Below are 18004 nucleotides of genomic sequence, written 5' to 3' on the forward strand. Positions count from 1 at the left end.
GATATTGTGGGGGATTATTTGGATACCTATTCGAAGTTTTTAATAGGAAATTTTAATTTTTTTAGTGAGATTGTAGAAAGACTTTTATCTCAACCCAAGGTAAATAAGGAATTAATTTTAAAAGTTCAGAGAAGGCTTAAAGTTTTAAAACTTATAGATAGTGTTTCTGAATCTTTAGAAAAATATTTTTATGGTAATGATTATACAGAAATATTGGAACATAATGTTTTTGATGATTTAGAATATTTTGTAGAATATCTTTTAAGGTATAGAAAACGTGAAGTTAAAATAAATGTAAATGGAACTTCTCATGGAATTTTAAATAAAATTTGTTCTAAATCTTATGAGAGCATTCATAATTATAATTGTTCTGACAATGTACAGATAAATATAAATTCTGATGAAGTATTTTTAGAAGACTATGACGAAATAGATGAACTATACTTTGTATTAGATGAAATAGCATCTACGAATATAAATTTCAAAATTATAGACGTACAAAATAATACCGAATTTTTTGAAGATAGAATTAATAATAGGAAATTTAAAAATTATGTCAATACTAAAATAACTCTTCTTAAAATAAGTGATTACTATAATTTTATAAAGAAAACAGATACAAATGAATTTATATTAAATAGAATGAGTTTACTAGACCCTAATCCTATATGGAAATATTATCTTTTAAATATAAAGATAGAGAATGAAGAACTTCCGCAAACCATTATAAACTACGCCTCTTATGTTAAAGATAACTATAGTAAGTATGCTTATTTGAATGAAGAATTATATAAATTTATCGGAATGAATGCACTTATGACCCTTTGTGAAAAGTATATTGAAATTTGTGATTATAAAAAATTTGAAGAAAGTTTTGAAGAATTAAAAAATATAGAAAGTAATTTGTTAGAACTGATATATCTAAAAGCGAAAAATATTATAAAGAACAATGATTTAAAAATAGATGAATTTTTGAGAGAAGTAGAGGACGAATTAAATAAAAATCCAAATAAGCACTCCATTATGAATGCCACTTCAAAAAGTCTTTATAGCTTAATGGGAAAAATATTAGAGCAAAAAGGGGATTATCTCGGAGCTGCTCAAAATTATTTAGAAAGTGGAGAATTATTTCAATATGTGAATAAACTTGGACAAGTTGTAACGGATTTAAATAAGGCTATATATAAAAATAATGAATATTCTAATGGAATGATTTTAACTTCTAAAATTAAGAGTGATTATGAATTTATTAGTGATACTTCAGATGTTGTTGATATGAGTGATATTTGGGGAAAAGATTATACAAGGTTATTTACTTTTGAACTTTGTGCAAGAGAAATTATACAAAACAAAATAGCTGGAGAAGTTGCAGAACTTGGAGTATTTAGAGGAGATTTTGCTAAACTTTTAAATGAAGTTTTTCATGATAGAAAACTCTATTTATTTGATACTTTTGAAAGTTTTGATAATAGAGATGTAGAAGAAGAGCGAAAGAATAGATTTATGAATGATGGTACTCTAAATGAAATAATAGAAGGACTAAAAAATACTAATGTAGAATTAGTTATGAACAAAATGAAAAATAAAAATAATGTTATTGTAAAGAAGGGATATTTTCCAGAAAGTTTAGGTTTTCTCGAGGAAAAATTTTGTTTTGTAAGTTTAGATGTTGATTTGTATAAACCAACTCTTGAGGGACTTAAATATTTTTATGAAAGATTGTCGCCGGGCGGATATATATTTATTCATGATTATAATCATAAATTATGTCCGGGTGTTTCTGCTGCGGTTAGAGATTTTGAAAAAATGCTTGGATATAAAGTTTGTAAGTTTCCTATAAGTGATCAAGGGGGAACTTTGGTTATAACAAAGTAATAAATATTTTATTTTTGCAGAAAGATTTACAGTAAATTGTTAACATCAAATATATTAAATATTTGATTTTATATAGATTTTAGCTAGGATTTTTAAAAATTCTAGCTATTTTTTTTGTAAGGAGAATTATTATGAGGGATTTAATAACGGTTGTTGTTCCTATTTATAATGGTGAAAAATATTTAAGAGAAACAATTGAAAGTATACTTAATCAAACACATAGAAAGCTTGAAATATTTTTAATAGATGATGGTTCTACAGATAATAGTTTGAGAATTGCTAAGTATTATGAAAAAGTTGATAAAAGAGTTAAGGTATTTACTCAAAGAAATGCTGGTATATCTATGACTATGAAAAGGGCAGTAATGTATTCAAATGGGGAATATATTGCAAGATGTGATCAAGATGATATAAATGAACTTAATAGATATGAAAAACAGCTTTTGTATTTAAAAGAAAACGATTATGATATGGTTGGTTGTTATTATAAGAGTTTTGGAAATGGTAATAGTACTATAAAAAGAAATATAGAAATTTCTGTAAATAGACCTATAAAAGATTATTTTGATCAGTATAGAAGGTATTGTGATGGAATTTGTATATATGGTGGTTCTATATTTTCAAAATTAAGTGTGCTTAAAAAATTTAATCCGTTTCATAGAAAGTATGTAGCTATGGAAGATGCGTATTTATATATTATTCTTCATAAAAATGGGTGTAAAATTGGAATTTTAGATGAGGTTTTGTATAACTATAGAGTTCATAAGAAAAATACTTCGTTAAATGGAAGTTATAGAGAGGTATCTACTCCACAATATTTTGATACATTATTTTCACTTTGGTATGAAGATAAAGTTAATATGTATAAAAATATAGTTATTATAAAAAGACAAGAGGAAGAAAAATTAATAAGAAATAGTTTTGAAAAATATCTTAGTAATTTAAATCCTAAGTTTGTAAATGAACATAGTCTTGATGATTTTTTAGAAAATGAAATTTTAAATTATAATCCAGAAGATAGTTTATTTTTGTGGGAGGAATGTTTTTTAATAGAATTATTCCTATTTTAAGGAGTAGAAATTTTAAGATGTATGAAAATTTATTTTTTGTTATTGATTGTTACTGGAAGTAGTGAGTCATTTGGATTTTTCCAAATGACTTTTTGTTTTATGAAATATTCTAATGTTTTTTGAAATAAAATTCATTGAAATTAAATTTTTATTTGGAGGGTAGATGGAAGATTTAATAACAGTTATTGTTCCTGTTTATAATAGGGAAAAATATTTGCATGAAACAATGGAAAGTATACTTAACCAAACCCATAAAAACCTTGAAATAATTTTAGTTGATGATGGTTCTACTGATAACAGTTTGAGAATTGCTAGGTATTATGAAAGGCTTGACAAAAGGGTGAAGGTTATAATTCAGAAAAATATGGGAATATGCGTAGATATGAAAAATGCTTTAGCTATTTCAAATGGTGAATATATAGCAAGATGTGATGGAGATGATATAAATGAGCTTGATAGATATGAGAAACAACTTAAGTATTTAAAAGAAAATAATTACGATATTGTAGGAGTATATGTTCAAAGTTTTGGAGATGGAAATGATGTTGCTAAAAGAGGAGTTAAATTTTTTATAAATAGACCTATAAAAAATGATTATGATCAGTATGTTAGAATATTAACAGGTGGTTGTATAAATGGAGGGTGTATTTTTGCGAAAGCTTCTGTACTTAAAAAATTCAATCCTTTTCACAAAGATTATGGACTTGTTGAAGATGGGTATTTATATATAATTCTTCATAAAAATGGATGTAAAATTGGAATTTTAGAAGAAGTATTGTACAATTATAGGATTCATCATACTAATACCTCTTTATCTACAGGAAATAGGAAAAAATGTGTGGATAAATATTTTGAAGCGTTATTTAGATTTTTGTTTAATGAGAAATTAGAAAAGTATAAAAATATAGTTGTTATTAAGAGAGAAGATGAGGAAAAACTCATAAAAGATACTTTTAAAAATTATTTTAATTATTTAAATGTTAAGTTTGTAAATGAACATAATTTTGAAGATTTTATTCAAAATGAAATTTTTAATTATAAATCAGAAGACACAATATTTTTTGCTGGAAGTATGTTTTTTAATTGTGTTTTGGATATTTTAAAATATAGAAATTATAAAATGTATGAAAATTTGTTTTTGTTAGTGGATTGTTATTATTAAAACCATTTGGAGTTTTCCAAGTGGTTTTTTTGATATATTTGTATTTTTTATTAAATATAATTTCTTGAAAGTAGGTGATTAAATGGAAGATTTAATAACTGTTATTATACCTATCTATAATCTTGAAAAATATTTACACGAAGGTATTTCAAGTGTAATTAATCAAACATATAAAAATCTTGAAATAATTTTAGTTGATGATGGTTCTACGGATAATAGTTTGAGAATTGCTAGGTATTATGAAAGGCTTGATAAAAGAGTGAAAGTTATAACCCAGAAAAATATGGGAATATGTATGGCTATGAAAAATGCACTAGCTATTTCAAATGGCGAATACATTGCAAGATGTGATGGTGATGATATAAATGAACTTGATAGATATGAAAAACAACTTAAGTACTTAAAAGAAAATAATTGTGATATGATTGGATGTTATTTAAAAGGTTTTGGAAATGGTGATAAAGGCTATCAAAGATGTATGGAAGGGTTAAATATTCCCATAAGAAATTTTGATGATCAATTTATGAGGATATATCTGGGAAAAGCTATAAATGGGGGAGCTATTTTTGGAAAAAGTGAAGTGTTTAAAAAATTAATGCCATTTCATAAAGACTATGGAATTGTTGAAGATAGGTTAATATATTTATTATTTCATACAAAGGGGTATAAAATAGGGATAATAGAAGAAGTTTTATATAATTATAGAGTTCATAGCACCAATACTTCTTTAAACCCTAAGAGTAGAAAAAATATGCTTAGAAGGCATTTTGAACTTATGTTTAATTATTTATTTTATGATGTTTTGTTTCATTATGAAAATATAATTTTTATAGAGATAAGTGATAGGTTAGAATTAATAAAAAGTGTTATTAATGAGTCTTTTAATAATCTAAATTGTAAATTTGTAGATGAAAATCAATTTATGGATTTTATGAATGAAGAACTTTTTAAATATAGTTATAGAGATTCAGTTGTATTTTCAGGAAGTTTATTTTTAGAAAGTGTTTATTATTCTTCTAAACGTCTTGGGTATAAATATCTTGAAAATTTATTTTTGCTTGTGTAAACCATTTGGAATTTTCCAAATGGTTTTATTTTTTTTGAGTAATTATTTTTTTAAATAAAAATACAATTTTATGGATTTAAAAATTTTTGGGAGATGAAAAATGGAAGACTTAATAAGCGTTATTGTTCCTATTTATAACAGAGATAGATATTTACATGAAACAATTTTAAGTGTACTTAATCAAACGTATACTAACCTTGAAATAATTTTAATTGATGATGGTTCAAGTGATGATGTTTTGAGAATTATGAAGCATTATGAGAAGCTTGATAAAAGAGTTAAGGTAATCACTCAAAAAAATATGGGAATTTGTTTAACTATGAAAAATGCTTTAGCTGTTTCAAGTGGGAAATATATTGCGAGATGTGATTCTGATGATGTAAATGAACTTGATAGATATGAAAAGCAACTTAAGTTTTTAAAAGAGAATAATTTTGATATGGTTGGTTGTTATATAAAATGTTTTGGGACAGGTAGAGAAGGACAAAAGAGGTATTTAGAGCAGTGTGTAAATAAACCTATAAGAACATATGAGGAACAAAAGAATAGAATTTTACTAGGTCAACCTATAACAGGAAGTACAATGTTTTGTAAAAGTGAGGTGTTAAAAGAGATATTACCTTTTAAAAAAGATTGTTCTATTATAGAAGATTTTTATTTAAGTGTAATGCTTCATAAAGCGGGAAAAAGAATTTCCATACTCGAAGAAGAGAAACTAAATTATCGTGTTCATAATGAAAATTTATCGCTAAGTGGTGATAAAAGATTACTTGAGAAACATACAGAAGTTGCGTTTACACATTTATTTAAAGATATTATTAATGAGAGCAGACGGGTAATAATTTTTAGGAAGAGTGATGAGAAAGAGAGCATTTTAAGAATACTTTTGAAGTTTTTTAGTGATAAGATTAATAAATTTAAAATAATAACAGAAAGTGAAGTTAAAGAATTTTTTATGAATAATATGAACGAGATTACAGATGGGGAAGGTAATGTTATATTTTATGGGATGAGTTTTAGAAATTGTGTTAAACCTTTCATAGAATGTGGAAAGTATCGACCTTATAAAAATATTTTTTTGTCTGGTAGCTAAAATAAATCTAAATAAATTATTATTATTCCAATTAAATAAAAATCTATACTTACTAAATATTAAAAAATATTTAAATATGAGTTAACATTATTGACTTTCGAATAAATAATGTATTATTATTGTAATGTAATTGTTATTATTTTATAAAAATGATTGAAATGCTTTAAGTTGATTGATGAGAAATGACATTATAAGGGGGCGTTTTAAAGTTTTAATAGGGTATGGCAATAGGAAAGAAGTTAACTGTAATTCGAATTATTTGTTTTCTTTAAATTACTAAAAATGTTTGACTAAAAACCTAAACCTAATTATTTTTATTTTGATGTTTGCGAGAAGGAAATTTTAAACTTTACTTAATTAGTGCGAGAACTTAAATTAAATAGAAATTAAAAAATTGAAAAGTTTATTTTTAAAAAAGGAAATTTGGAGGCAAATTTATTATGAATAAAAAAAGAGTGGCTTTGGCTTTAGCAGCTGCACTTGGTGTTAATACTTTAATGGTAACTGTTGGACAAGTTGGGGAGCAAATTACGGTAGCACATGCTCAATCAAGCAGACTTATGACTGATCAAGAGGAAGCAAGACGTAAAGCTATAGGTATAAAACAATTAGATACTACAGCTACAAATTTAGCAAATGGTAATGTTGAAGTAACATTTAACAATGTTAAAACAAGTGATATTAAATCAGTTACTTCTACAGCATTTGAACACAAAAAATTCACAGAGAGAGAAAGTATTGATGGACAAAATTCAGCAGTAACTCCTACATGGGCTAACGGTAAGTTGACTTTCAGTGGAATTAAAGAAGCTGGTATATATACAGGAACTATTACTATAGAGTATAATGGCGGAGCTAAAGAATCATATACATTATCTTTAACAAAGAAAGCTACTGATACAATAGAATTAGGAAAAGTTGATGTTACAGCAGGGGCTATAAAAATTACTGGTGTTAAATTTAATGGACAAGCATTAAAAGATGGCGAAACTTTGTATTTAGTAGAAAAAGGAGGAAGTGTAACTTCAACTACTCCAAAAGCTACTTATACTGCAACAGATGGAGCGGTATTTAATAGCGGAATCAATTTTAAAGAAGGACAAGTTTACGAAGTTGTTTATAAATATGCAAATGATTTACATGAAGTGTCTACTCAGCTTATGTTAGTTAAGGATGCTACACCTGTATTTGCAGGATTTGGTTCAAATGATAATGCAAATTTTGAAGCAAATTTAAAATCACAAGTTGTTGCTGACTATGGAGTAGCTGATGCGGATGTTACACTTGACACTACTGCAGCTAATGTTGTTGTTAGTGGAATATCTTCACCAATAGTTGAGTTTAAGCAAACTTATAGTGGCGCTAATCCAGCAGGAGCTATATTAAGTGCTAGTTTTAATACCGATAGTACATTAAAAGTTAATTTAGGTACAGCTGGACTTGATGCTGCAGCAGCTAACTATGTGCCACATCTTGAGCTTGGATATGGAGCAACTCCAGCTAATGCTACAGGTTTAGTTGGAATTTATACAATTAAAGTAGGAAGCGATGCTCCAGTTGTATATTTTGATGCGTCTGATAAAGTTTCAGGAGTTTCACAAGATACGACAGGTAATAATGGTAATCTTAAGGTAGATTCTATATCAACAAGTGTGGCAACTTTGGATGTTTCAGCCTTAGATTATACTAAGAGTTTTGAGCATGGATATTCATCAGTTCCAGTTACTTTTGGTATTCAGTCTATTAATGGTTCAGAAGTTACATTTGGTGGTAATACGTTTGATGGCTGGTCAGGTGCTATAACTCATGGAACTAATCCTGTTAAGCCTACTCTTACTGAAAAGCCAGCTGTGGGAGTATCAAGTGTGACTGCTTCAATAATAGTTTCTGCAGATAAATTGGATGCGTCTACAATTAGTGCAGAATTTGTTAAAACTAGTGATTCAACTGGAGAATTAATATTAAAGAATGGACAATCATTATTCCCAGCAAACTTTAATCCAAACGATGTTGTTTCTAAGTTAAGTGTATCAGGAGCGTCAAAAGTTGGTTTAGTTGCTGATGGAAGCAAAACTGATTTAAGATTTGCAGTTGAGTACAATGGAACTCTTCCTACAACTATAGATTGGACATTTACTGTCGATAATAAAGACTTAGTTTCAACTTCTTCTACATTTGGTGGAAAGTTAGAAACAAGTAAAGGAGCAGTTGAAACTGTTAACTTTAAAGATACAGTTACAACATCAAATTCTAATACAAACAATATTCAAAACCAATTTGCGCTTGTAGCTGCATTTGGAAATTCAGTTCCAACAGGTGCTACTGTAGGATTTGAAAGTCAAAGTAATTTAAGAGTTACTTTTGCTGATTTAGGAACTGGAAATAAAACTATAAATGCTACAGTTGGTGCTGGAAGTAAATATCAAGGAACTTATGCAGCTGGTATTTGGGTTACTCAACAACCATTTACTATATTAGCAAAAGACGCTAAGTCAGTTTCAAATACTTCAGCTAGTTTAGTTGTAGATGCTAACTTCTTTACAACTGATGATATTTCTAAAGTAACTGGTGGTGTTGTTCAGTATTCAGAAAAAACTACTAGCGGATCTACTACTACTTGGTCAGATTGGAAAGATTCTTCAACTAAAGTTGAGAAATCTGAAGTTAAAGAAGATGCAATCACTAAGACTGTAACTGGACTTACAGGAGGAAAAACTTACAAGTTTAGGGTTGTTTATGATTATAACAACGGAACTACAACAGAAAAAGTTTACTCAAATGAAACTGCGGAAGTAACGTTACCAACTTCTTCAAGCAGTAGTACAATTACAGGAAGTGGAGGAACAACGACTGGAACTTCAACAGGTTCAACTACTATTAATGTAACTACAAGCAACTCAACATTAACTGGTACTTCAGCTTCTGTAACTCTTCCTTCAGGCTTTAGATATGATTCAGGCAAAAATCCAGTTGCTGTAACATTCAAATATAAAGATAAAGATGGAAAAATTGTTACTGAAACTAAAGAACAATACAGTAATGTAACTGCTAGATTTAACGGAAATAACGTTGAACTTAACGGTTTAGTTCCAGGAAAGGATTATAACGAAATAACTGTTGATTACACTGATAACAACGGAAGAACTAGAAGCATAATTCTTAGAAATATCCAAACTTCTACTACAGTAGAATCTGATAAATATTTAGCTAATGTTTACGAAGTAGTATTTGGAAGACCAGCAGATGAAGCAGGTTACCACTTCCACTTAGACAACTTGAAAAACAAGAAAGTTTCTTTAAGAGATTTCTTATTGAATATGTTGAATGAAAAAGAATTTGTTGAAAAGTACAAATCTACAGAAGAGAAAATAGAAGCTTTATACAATGCTATAGTTAACAGAACTTCCGACGAAGCAGGTAAGAAATTCTGGGTTGATGAGTATAAGAAAGTATTAGCTGTTTATGGTTCAGAAACTACTGCTCTTAAAGCTATAGCTGATAGAATGGTAAATGAAAATGAATTAAAAGAACTTGCTGACAAAATGGGAGTTCAATGGTAAAATAATAATGTACCCTTTACAAATGAAAATGAATTGGAAATTAACAAAAGAATAACTCGCAAATGATGAATTTTTAAATTTACAAAAGATAAAATTTTTAAGTATAGAAATTTAACTGTGTCGCGTAACTTGAGAACAAGAAATTGTTTTATTAATTCAACTATCACTTCCTAAAAAAGGATAGGCGTAGAAAATTGTTCTACGCCTTATTTATTTTTTAGTTAAGATAATATTTAATTAGAATAAAAATTTCGTACTTAATTAAAGTGTTTAATAAATTTTTATATAAAAATATATATTTTTGGAGGTATAATTATTATGAATAAAAAAAGAGTAGCGTTGACCTTAGCAGCTGCACTTGGTGTTAATACTTTTGTTGTTTCAGTTGGAAATTTTGGCGGAAAGGTACAAGTAGTTCACGCACAACAACAAGGAAGATTGACAAATACTGAAGATATAAACAAACTTAATAGTATAAAAATTGAAACTTTACAAACAACAGTTGAAAGCGTAACAGATAGTGAAGTTATTTTGACTTTTAAAGATGTAAATAAAGATAATGTTAAAAATGTTAGTGGAAGTCTTGCGTATACAAAATTTACTGAAAGACCAACTACAGATACTAATGGAAATGTAAATGTTTTTTGGGATGCAAATACAGGAAAATCTACAGTTAAAGGAATGAATGCTCCAGGAATATATAGTGGAGATGTAACTATTGAATATAAAGACGGAACAAATAAAGTTTACACACTTACTTTGAGAAAAACTTATGAAGAAAATGAATTAACAGCGAGTATTAATGTTGGAATCGGAACAATTGAAGTTACAGATGTTAAAGTTAATGGACAAGCTAAAACAATAGATGCAAGTAATACTTTGGAGTTGTATTTAGGTGATAAATTAATAGATACAATAAAAACTTCAAATGATAATAAATTTACTGTTCCAGATATGAAAGCTGGACAAGTTTATAAACTTGTTTATAAAGAAAACGGAAATGAAGTTACAAGTACTCAAATAATTTTAACAGAGCAAGAACAAGCAACAGTTAAAGCATACGCAACTAATACTACAACTGCAGCAAATGAAATTAAAACTGTAATTGAAAAAGATTATGATACTTCAACTGTAGACGTAACTAAAACTTCTAGTGCTAATGGTAGTACATATTTAAATGATACAAACTTTAAGTTTAAAGTTGGAACTACTTCTGTTTTAGACTATACTCAAACTGAAACTAAAACAGCGGATTCTAATGGAGCTCACAGACAAGGGGGAGCAAAAATTGATGTGTCATCTACTTCAACAACAAATGCTAACTTGACTATTAGTGTTGGAGGAGAAAATGTTGATTTATTGTATTTAGATAAAGCAACTGGAGGTAATTTCTTGCCAGCTTATATGATGACATGGGGACCTTTTAGAGGATATTTAACTACAGCAGATAATGGAAAACAAATGAATGTTGCTTATGGAGTAGGAAGTGTTGGTTTAGGAAGTGAAGTTCAATCTTTATACGATGCTTCAAAAGAAGTTAGTTCAGTAGGTGTTGCTATTATAGTTATAAATCGCACAAAATATAAAAGTTTATACGTTATGGGAGGAGTTAAGCCTATTTTAGAAATGAATGAAATTCCTCCTACAGCTAGTAAGCCTGATACTAATTCAGGTGCTACAGATGCTAATATGGTTCCTGTAAGTACGGTAACATTTAATTATGATACAAGTAAGTTAGAACATGGATATAATTCAGTATCTCTTAATTTTACAGCAGAAGAAACTCCTATTTTAGGTAGTACTGTAGCACAATTAGCAGATATGGTTGATAATGAATTATTTGCTGATCAAAGTGGTGCTTTGGTAGATTTACCGCATATAGCACCTGAAAAAGCTGGAACTAATGATTCTGATACTTCTAAATTTAATACAAGACATACAACAACACCAGTTAAAGCATCAGTAGTTATAGCTAAAGATGCTATAGATGGAAGTATAGTAAATGCTAAGTTTGAGAGAGTAAGTGCGTCAGAAGGAAATCTAATTTTAACAAATGGAGAAGAATTATTAAAAGGAACTGATGAAAATACATTAGCTAGAAAATTAAGTGTTTCTGGAAGCACAGGTATAAGCTTCGTAGAGAAAGATAATAATGGAAATTTAGTATTTAGAGTTCAATTTAATGGACAAGTTCCTTCAACTATAAATTGGAAATTAAATGATTTAGGAAGCACAATTAATATTACAAGAGTAGATGCAGTTAATTTTGACGGAGAAGTAAAAGTTTCAAATGCGAATACTGATAAAATAGAAGGTCAATTTGATATAGTGGCTAAGTTTAATTCAACAGTTACAACAGGAGGAACATTGGGCATTGACGGAAGTAATAGTTTAAGAGTTACTTTTAGTAGTTTAACAAATGGTTCTCATAAGATTTCTACAACTACAAATACAGGAAAATATCAAGGAACTTATTCAGCGGGTATTGTAGTTAGTAGGACACCATTTACTATAGAAGTAAGAGATGTTAAGGCAGTTTCAAGTACTTCAGCAAGTATAGTTATAGATGCTAACTTCTTTAGTACAGATGATATTCCTAAAGTATCTGGTGGAGTTATTCAGTATTCAGAAAAAACTATTAATGGAAATACTACTACTTGGTCAGATTGGAAAGACTCTTCAGCAAAAGTTGATAAATCTGAAGTTAAAGAAGAGGCAATTACTAAAACTGTAGATGGACTTACAACAGGAAAAACTTATAAATTTAGGGCAGTTTATGATTATAATAATGGAACTTCAACAGAGAAGATTTATTCAAATGAAACTACAGAAGTAACTTTACCAACTTCTTCAGTAAATAGTACAATTACAGGGAGTGGAAGTACAACTGGAACTTCAGGAGGTTCAACAACTATTTATATAACTACAAGTAATTCAACATCATATAGGGATTCTGTATCTGTAAATCTTCCTTCAGGATTTAGTTATGATTTAGGAAAGAATCCAGTTGCTGTTAAAATAACTTATAGAGATCTTGATGGAAAGATTGTTACTGAAAGTAAGGAACAATTTAGTAATGTAATTGCTAAATTTGAAAATGGTAAGGTTGTTCTTGAAGGATTAGTTCCTGGAAAAGATTATTCAGAAATAAGTATTGATTATATAGATAATAACGGAAAGACTAAAACTTTAGTTCTTAAAAATATTAAAGTTGATTTTACAACAGAACTTGAAAAATATTTAGCTAATGTTTATCAAGTAGTGTTTGGAAGACCAGCTGACGAAGCAGGTTACCACTTCCACTTAGACAACTTGAAAAATAAGAAGGTTTCTTTGAGAGATTTCTTATTAAATATGTTGACTGAGAAAGAATTTGTTGAAAAATACAAATCTACAGAAGAGAAAATAGAAGCTCTATATAATGCTATAGTTAATAGAACTTCTGACGAAGCAGGTAAGAAATTCTGGGTTGATGAGTATAAGAAAGTATTAGCTGTTTATGGTTCAGAGTCTACTGCTCTTAGAGCTATTGCTGATAGAATGGTAAATGAAAATGAATTAAAAGAACTTGCTGACAAAATGGGAGTTGAGTGGTAAAAAATAATAAGGCATAGAAAAATTTCTATGCCTTATTTATTTTGAGACGTTACAGCTATAACATTTACTACAGCTCTTTGATATTTATCTTGATCGTTCATTAAAAAAAGTTTATGCTCATTATTTTCAAATGATATGGAAGTAGAACCTCCTCCATCTAAATTCATGGCATTTATAATTCCTAATGATTTTAAATAACTAGATAATTCTTTTAAACTCATTCCTAAACTTTCATCAGATTTGTCAACAGTAAATAGTATAACTTTGCTATCCGCTGTAACTCCAATTGCAGTTCTTGCATTTCTATTATTAATTAAACTAACATCAGCTAAATTTTTATAATAATTAAAATCCATTTCTTGTCCGTTTCTGATTAGATATTCATGACCAGTAAAAGCTGTAATAATATCATTTCTCATTTTTTTATCATTATCTGAAAAAATATCAAATTGAATAGAAACAGGAGAATATAAAAAATCGTATCCAATATTATAATAATTTTCATCTCCGTAAGAGGTTATAAGAATTTGATTTTTCTTAATTTTCTTAGGCTCGTCCATTTCTCCAACTTCAATAACTTGTCCTAAAATTTCACTTCCAGGATGAATTGTACCATCACTGTTTGATAATTCAATAAGCATATATCTTGAAGGTAATCCTTGATGTGGGTAATAAGTTGATTCAGGATTTATTTTATAAGTAGAAACATTTGTGTCATTGTATGAATCTAATTTGTTTAGTGAGTCTATTTTAAGGTCATCATATCTCCCGTTTAAAAATTTTAAAACTCCAGTTATTGTTAAATAGTCAAAAGCAAAATTCCTATATTTATCTATATAAAATACAGGTCTTTTTAAAGATTCCTCTTTAGTGTCTATTATTGAAAAAATTTCTCCATCTGAAATTGTTGTAAAGAGGGGTTGTCCGTCTGCGAGTCTAAAAAACTCTCCGTTAACACCGCCTACTATATTTTTTCCTGTTAATTCTCGTTCTTCTTCAAGTTGATTTAATAAAGTTTCTTTAGAGGCTGATAAATCATCTGATTGTACTAAAGATAAACTTATATTTGGATTATTGAAATCAAGTTCAATGTAATTTATTTCTTGATTGTTTCCTTTTCCATCATAATTTGTAAGAGTATCATGTACAAATGTTATACCTTCCTCTAAAGTTATTTTGTAATAATATGGTGTGTAAGAAAATGCTGTAGTAATGCTAAACATTAAAAACATAAAAATACTAACTATAAATAATTTAAAATTTTTCCTAAGTGCTTTCATAAAAATTACTCCAAAGTATACTAAAAATATAGTTATATTATCGTTATGTTATTTTTAAATTTAAGCTAAAAATTTTAATTCATAAATCTTTTTAATAAAGCATCTCTACATTTAGTTTCATAAGTAGAATCTATTTCTTCAAGTGAATCTACATTTTCATATTTTTCTTTTAAACTATTTAAAATTAATCTATCTGTTATTTCAGGATTCTTAGGTAAAAGTGGACCGTGAATATATGTACCAATTAAATTTTTATATATAATTCCTTCTGTGTTATCCTCTCCATTGTTTCCATGTCCAACTAAACATTTTCCAAGTGGAGTGTGATCATTTATGTATGTTTTTCCAGAATGATTTTCAAAACCAACATAAGTTTCATTTAATTCTTCATTTTTAATAATAATATTTCCAATATTTCGAGTATTTGAAGACTTTGTTTCAATATTTAAAATACTAAGTCCTTCTAAAACTTCTCCAGTTACGGTTGTATAACTTTTTCCAAGTAGTTGATATCCTCCACATATACACAAAGTAACGCCACCGTTTTCAATGAAATTATGTAAAATCTCTTTTTTGTTTAATAAATCTTTCGTTACAAGTGATTGTTCAAAATCTTGTCCACCACCAATAAAAACAATATCCCCCTTATTTAATTCAGGTATATCATTTAGATGAACGTTATTTAAAATAGTTGATATACCACGTTTTTTACACCTATTTTTAATAGCAAAAATGTTCCCAATATCTCCATAGGTATTTAATAAGTCAGGATAAAAATGATGAATGGTTATTTCCAATATAAATCCTCTCCCGTCTACCAAACTACATCTAAATAGTTTTTATTATATAAAAATTTTCTGAACTCTAGCATACAAGTGTAGCTACACAGAATGTAAATCGTCTCGTTTTCTTTACTTTCTAAGTATTTTAAAATATCTTCATATTTTTCAAAAGTATTAATTGGTTTTTCAATTTCTGTAAGATTAAGCCTTAAAGACATATCATGAGTTCTAATTCCACCTGTAAATAATTCTTTTATATTGAAATTTTTTATCATCTCTAAATTTACGTCATATATCCAAGAAACATCTTGTCCGTCTGCAAAATTGTCGTTAAGTAAAAAACCTATAGACATTTCACTATTTTTGTCTAAATTTATAGTGTTTAATGTTTCATTAAATCCAGCAGGGTTTTTAACTAAAAACATTGTTATAGAATTTGATTTTATTTTAAAATTTTCTTGCCTTCCGAAAACCTTTGAAAATGATTTTATAGAATCAATTACTATATAATCAGGAATACTGCAAACTGTACTTATTGCATAAGCACAAAGCACATTGTATATGTTGTATATACCACCTTGATTAATAGTAATAACGTTATTTTTAATTTTAATTATGCTTTCATTTATGTTGTTTTCTAAAATGTCTGCTATGGAAAAGTCAAGTTTTTCTCTTTTAAAACCACAGTTATTACACTTAAAATCTCCAAGATGGTTGTAAGTTATAAAATTGTAAGTATAGGTTTCACCACAAAATTTACAATTTTTAGCTTCAACATTTAAATTTTTTGTATTTTCATCACTTTTAAAATTATCAAAACCAAAGAAAAATTTATTATTATAAACTTTTTCAAGTGAACAAAGAAGTGGCTCGTCTCCATTTAAAATAAGCTTTGAGTTACTACATAGCTTTATTCCTTCTTTTATGTGATTTAAAGTAGTATAAACTTCTCCATATCTATCTAGTTGATCTCTAAAAATATTTGTAACAGCGATTATTTTAGGTTGTATGTATTTACAAACGTGTTTTAAACTAGCTTCATCAACTTCTATTATGGCAGTTTTACTAATTTTTCTATTAAATAAATTGTAGTTTTTTATGTATGTAGTAACTATTCCAGTTAGCATATTTGCTCCTGTTGAGTTTGAAAAACAATCTATAAAAGCATTATTGAATATGTGATTTGTTAGAGCCGTAGTTGTTGTTTTCCCATTTGTTCCCGTTATTAAAATTGTTTCCACATTTTTAGATACATGTTTTAAAATATCTGGATATATTTTTAAAGCAATTTTTCCAGGAAAAGAGCTTCCCTTGTTTTTAAATTTCAAAAATAAAATGATTATTTTTGTTACTATAATTGATAATAATTTTTTCATATTACTCTAACCTCAAAAAATTTAATAACTATTTTTGAGTATATCATATTTATTAAAAATAATACAGGTATGTTAAAATCTATAGTTAAAGCGTTAAAAAATATGAAATTTTATTTTAAATATAAAAAAGAAAACTTATATTTTTGATATTGCAGAATGATTAGATTTATATCAAAAAAATAAGTTTTCTTATTTTTTATATACTATTATTTGATTTTTTTAAACAGCTTTATTTAAAAGATTTTAGATAAGGTTTTAAAAAGTTGTATTTCATGTTCAGGAACAATGTGTGTGTATGTTTGTAATGTAAATGAAATATTAGAATGTCCTAGTCTTTTTGATAAAATTTTGTAATTTATATTTTTATTTAATAGAAGAGTTGCATGAGTATGTCTTAAGTCATGGAATCTGATTGGTTTTATATTATGCTTATTTAAAAAATTTCGAAAATAATTTGATACACACATTGGATTAACTGGGATGTTGTTATTTTTATCGCTAGGAAATACATATTTAGAGGTTCTATTTTTATATCTTTTTTTTAAGATTTTAAAACTTTCATTTAAAAGTACTATCTCTCTTGTACCTGAGTTTGTTTTAGGGGTGTGCATTCCAACAAAACCACTATGGATTGTGTAAGACTTATTTACTGTTATAATTCCTTTATTAAAATCTACACAGTCCCATGTTAAACCTATAACTTCTCCTCTTCTCATACCTGTTTCTAAAGTGAGTAAAACAATGTCAAAATACTTAAAATTTCTTAATATAGGCAAATATTCTTGTATTTCAACTTCACTCCAGATATTTCTATTTGTTCTATTAATAGGTGGTAACTTAATTTCATCAAATATATTGTTATTTATAAATTTATTTTTTTGAGCATAACTAAATATATATTTTAGGAATTCTATAATTCTACGTTTAAAAATTCCGTGATACAAATTGATTCTAGAATTTATGAATTCGTGTATATCATTAACTTTAATTTTTCTGATATCTTTGTCGGATAGCTTGAAATTTTTTAAAATAAATTTAATTTGAGTATTATAAGTAATTATTGTTGTATTTCTTAAACCCCTAATTTTACAGTCTTCTAGGAATATATAGCATATTTCTCTAAAGGTTTTTTTGTTATTTTTT

At 27.4% G+C, this 18004-nt stretch carries 11 protein-coding genes; 7 read left to right on the top strand and 4 right to left on the bottom strand.

What is annotated here, in order from left to right; translation table 11 throughout:
• Positions 1-6: 6 nt before the first annotated feature.
• The 7 genes from A6P36_RS08080 (at position 7) to A6P36_RS04070 (ending at position 13423) form a co-directional block, all read left to right on the top strand.
• A complete protein-coding gene (locus A6P36_RS08080; RefSeq protein WP_066761268.1) occupies positions 7-1875 on the top strand; it encodes a TylF/MycF/NovP-related O-methyltransferase in 1869 nt (622 codons plus the stop codon).
• Between the two features lie 131 nt (positions 1876-2006).
• On the top strand, positions 2007-2945 hold the full coding sequence (locus A6P36_RS04045; RefSeq protein WP_066761272.1) for a glycosyltransferase family 2 protein: 939 nt from the start codon (positions 2007-2009) through the stop codon (positions 2943-2945).
• Positions 2946-3108: 163 nt separating this feature from the next.
• Positions 3109-4107: a glycosyltransferase family 2 protein gene (locus A6P36_RS04050; protein ID WP_066761274.1), complete on the top strand. Its 999-nt coding sequence runs from the start codon at positions 3109-3111 to the stop codon at positions 4105-4107.
• An 82-nt stretch (positions 4108-4189) separates the two neighbouring features.
• The gene (locus A6P36_RS04055) at positions 4190-5173 is read left to right on the top strand and encodes a glycosyltransferase family 2 protein (RefSeq protein WP_066761276.1); all 984 of its coding nucleotides are present in this window, start codon (positions 4190-4192) and stop codon (positions 5171-5173) included.
• Positions 5174-5273: 100 nt separating this feature from the next.
• Positions 5274-6266 (top strand): glycosyltransferase family 2 protein, encoded by a 993-nt coding sequence (locus A6P36_RS04060; protein WP_066761278.1) that lies wholly within the window; start codon positions 5274-5276, stop codon positions 6264-6266.
• A 440-nt stretch (positions 6267-6706) separates the two neighbouring features.
• The gene (locus A6P36_RS04065; protein WP_066761279.1) at positions 6707-9826 is read left to right on the top strand and encodes a DUF4214 domain-containing protein; all 3120 of its coding nucleotides are present in this window, start codon (positions 6707-6709) and stop codon (positions 9824-9826) included.
• Between the two features lie 318 nt (positions 9827-10144).
• Positions 10145-13423 carry a DUF4214 domain-containing protein gene (locus tag A6P36_RS04070; RefSeq protein ID WP_066761281.1) on the top strand — a complete coding sequence of 1093 codons (3279 nt, stop codon included), beginning with the start codon at positions 10145-10147 and terminating at the stop codon, positions 13421-13423.
• A gap of 32 nt (positions 13424-13455) precedes the next feature.
• On the opposite strand, the gene A6P36_RS04075 is transcribed toward A6P36_RS04070, so the two are convergent.
• The 4 genes from A6P36_RS04075 to A6P36_RS04090 all read right to left on the bottom strand — a co-directional run.
• The gene (locus A6P36_RS04075; protein ID WP_066761283.1) at positions 13456-14703 is read right to left on the bottom strand and encodes a phosphodiester glycosidase family protein; all 1248 of its coding nucleotides are present in this window, start codon (positions 14701-14703) and stop codon (positions 13456-13458) included.
• Between the two features lie 74 nt (positions 14704-14777).
• Entirely contained in the window at positions 14778-15500 is a 723-nt protein-coding gene (locus tag A6P36_RS04080) for a type 1 glutamine amidotransferase (RefSeq protein ID WP_066761284.1), read from the bottom strand.
• A 17-nt stretch (positions 15501-15517) separates the two neighbouring features.
• Positions 15518-16861 (bottom strand): DUF1727 domain-containing protein, encoded by a 1344-nt coding sequence (locus A6P36_RS04085; RefSeq protein ID WP_066761285.1) that lies wholly within the window; start codon positions 16859-16861, stop codon positions 15518-15520.
• Between the two features lie 233 nt (positions 16862-17094).
• A partial coding sequence (locus A6P36_RS04090; protein ID WP_066761287.1) for a tyrosine-type recombinase/integrase occupies positions 17095-18004 on the bottom strand: 910 nt, incomplete at its 5' end.

Origin of the sequence: Candidatus Arthromitus sp. SFB-turkey, from assembly GCF_001655775.1 — a bacterium.
Classification (GTDB): domain Bacteria; phylum Bacillota; class Clostridia; order Clostridiales; family Clostridiaceae; genus Dwaynesavagella; species Dwaynesavagella gallinarum.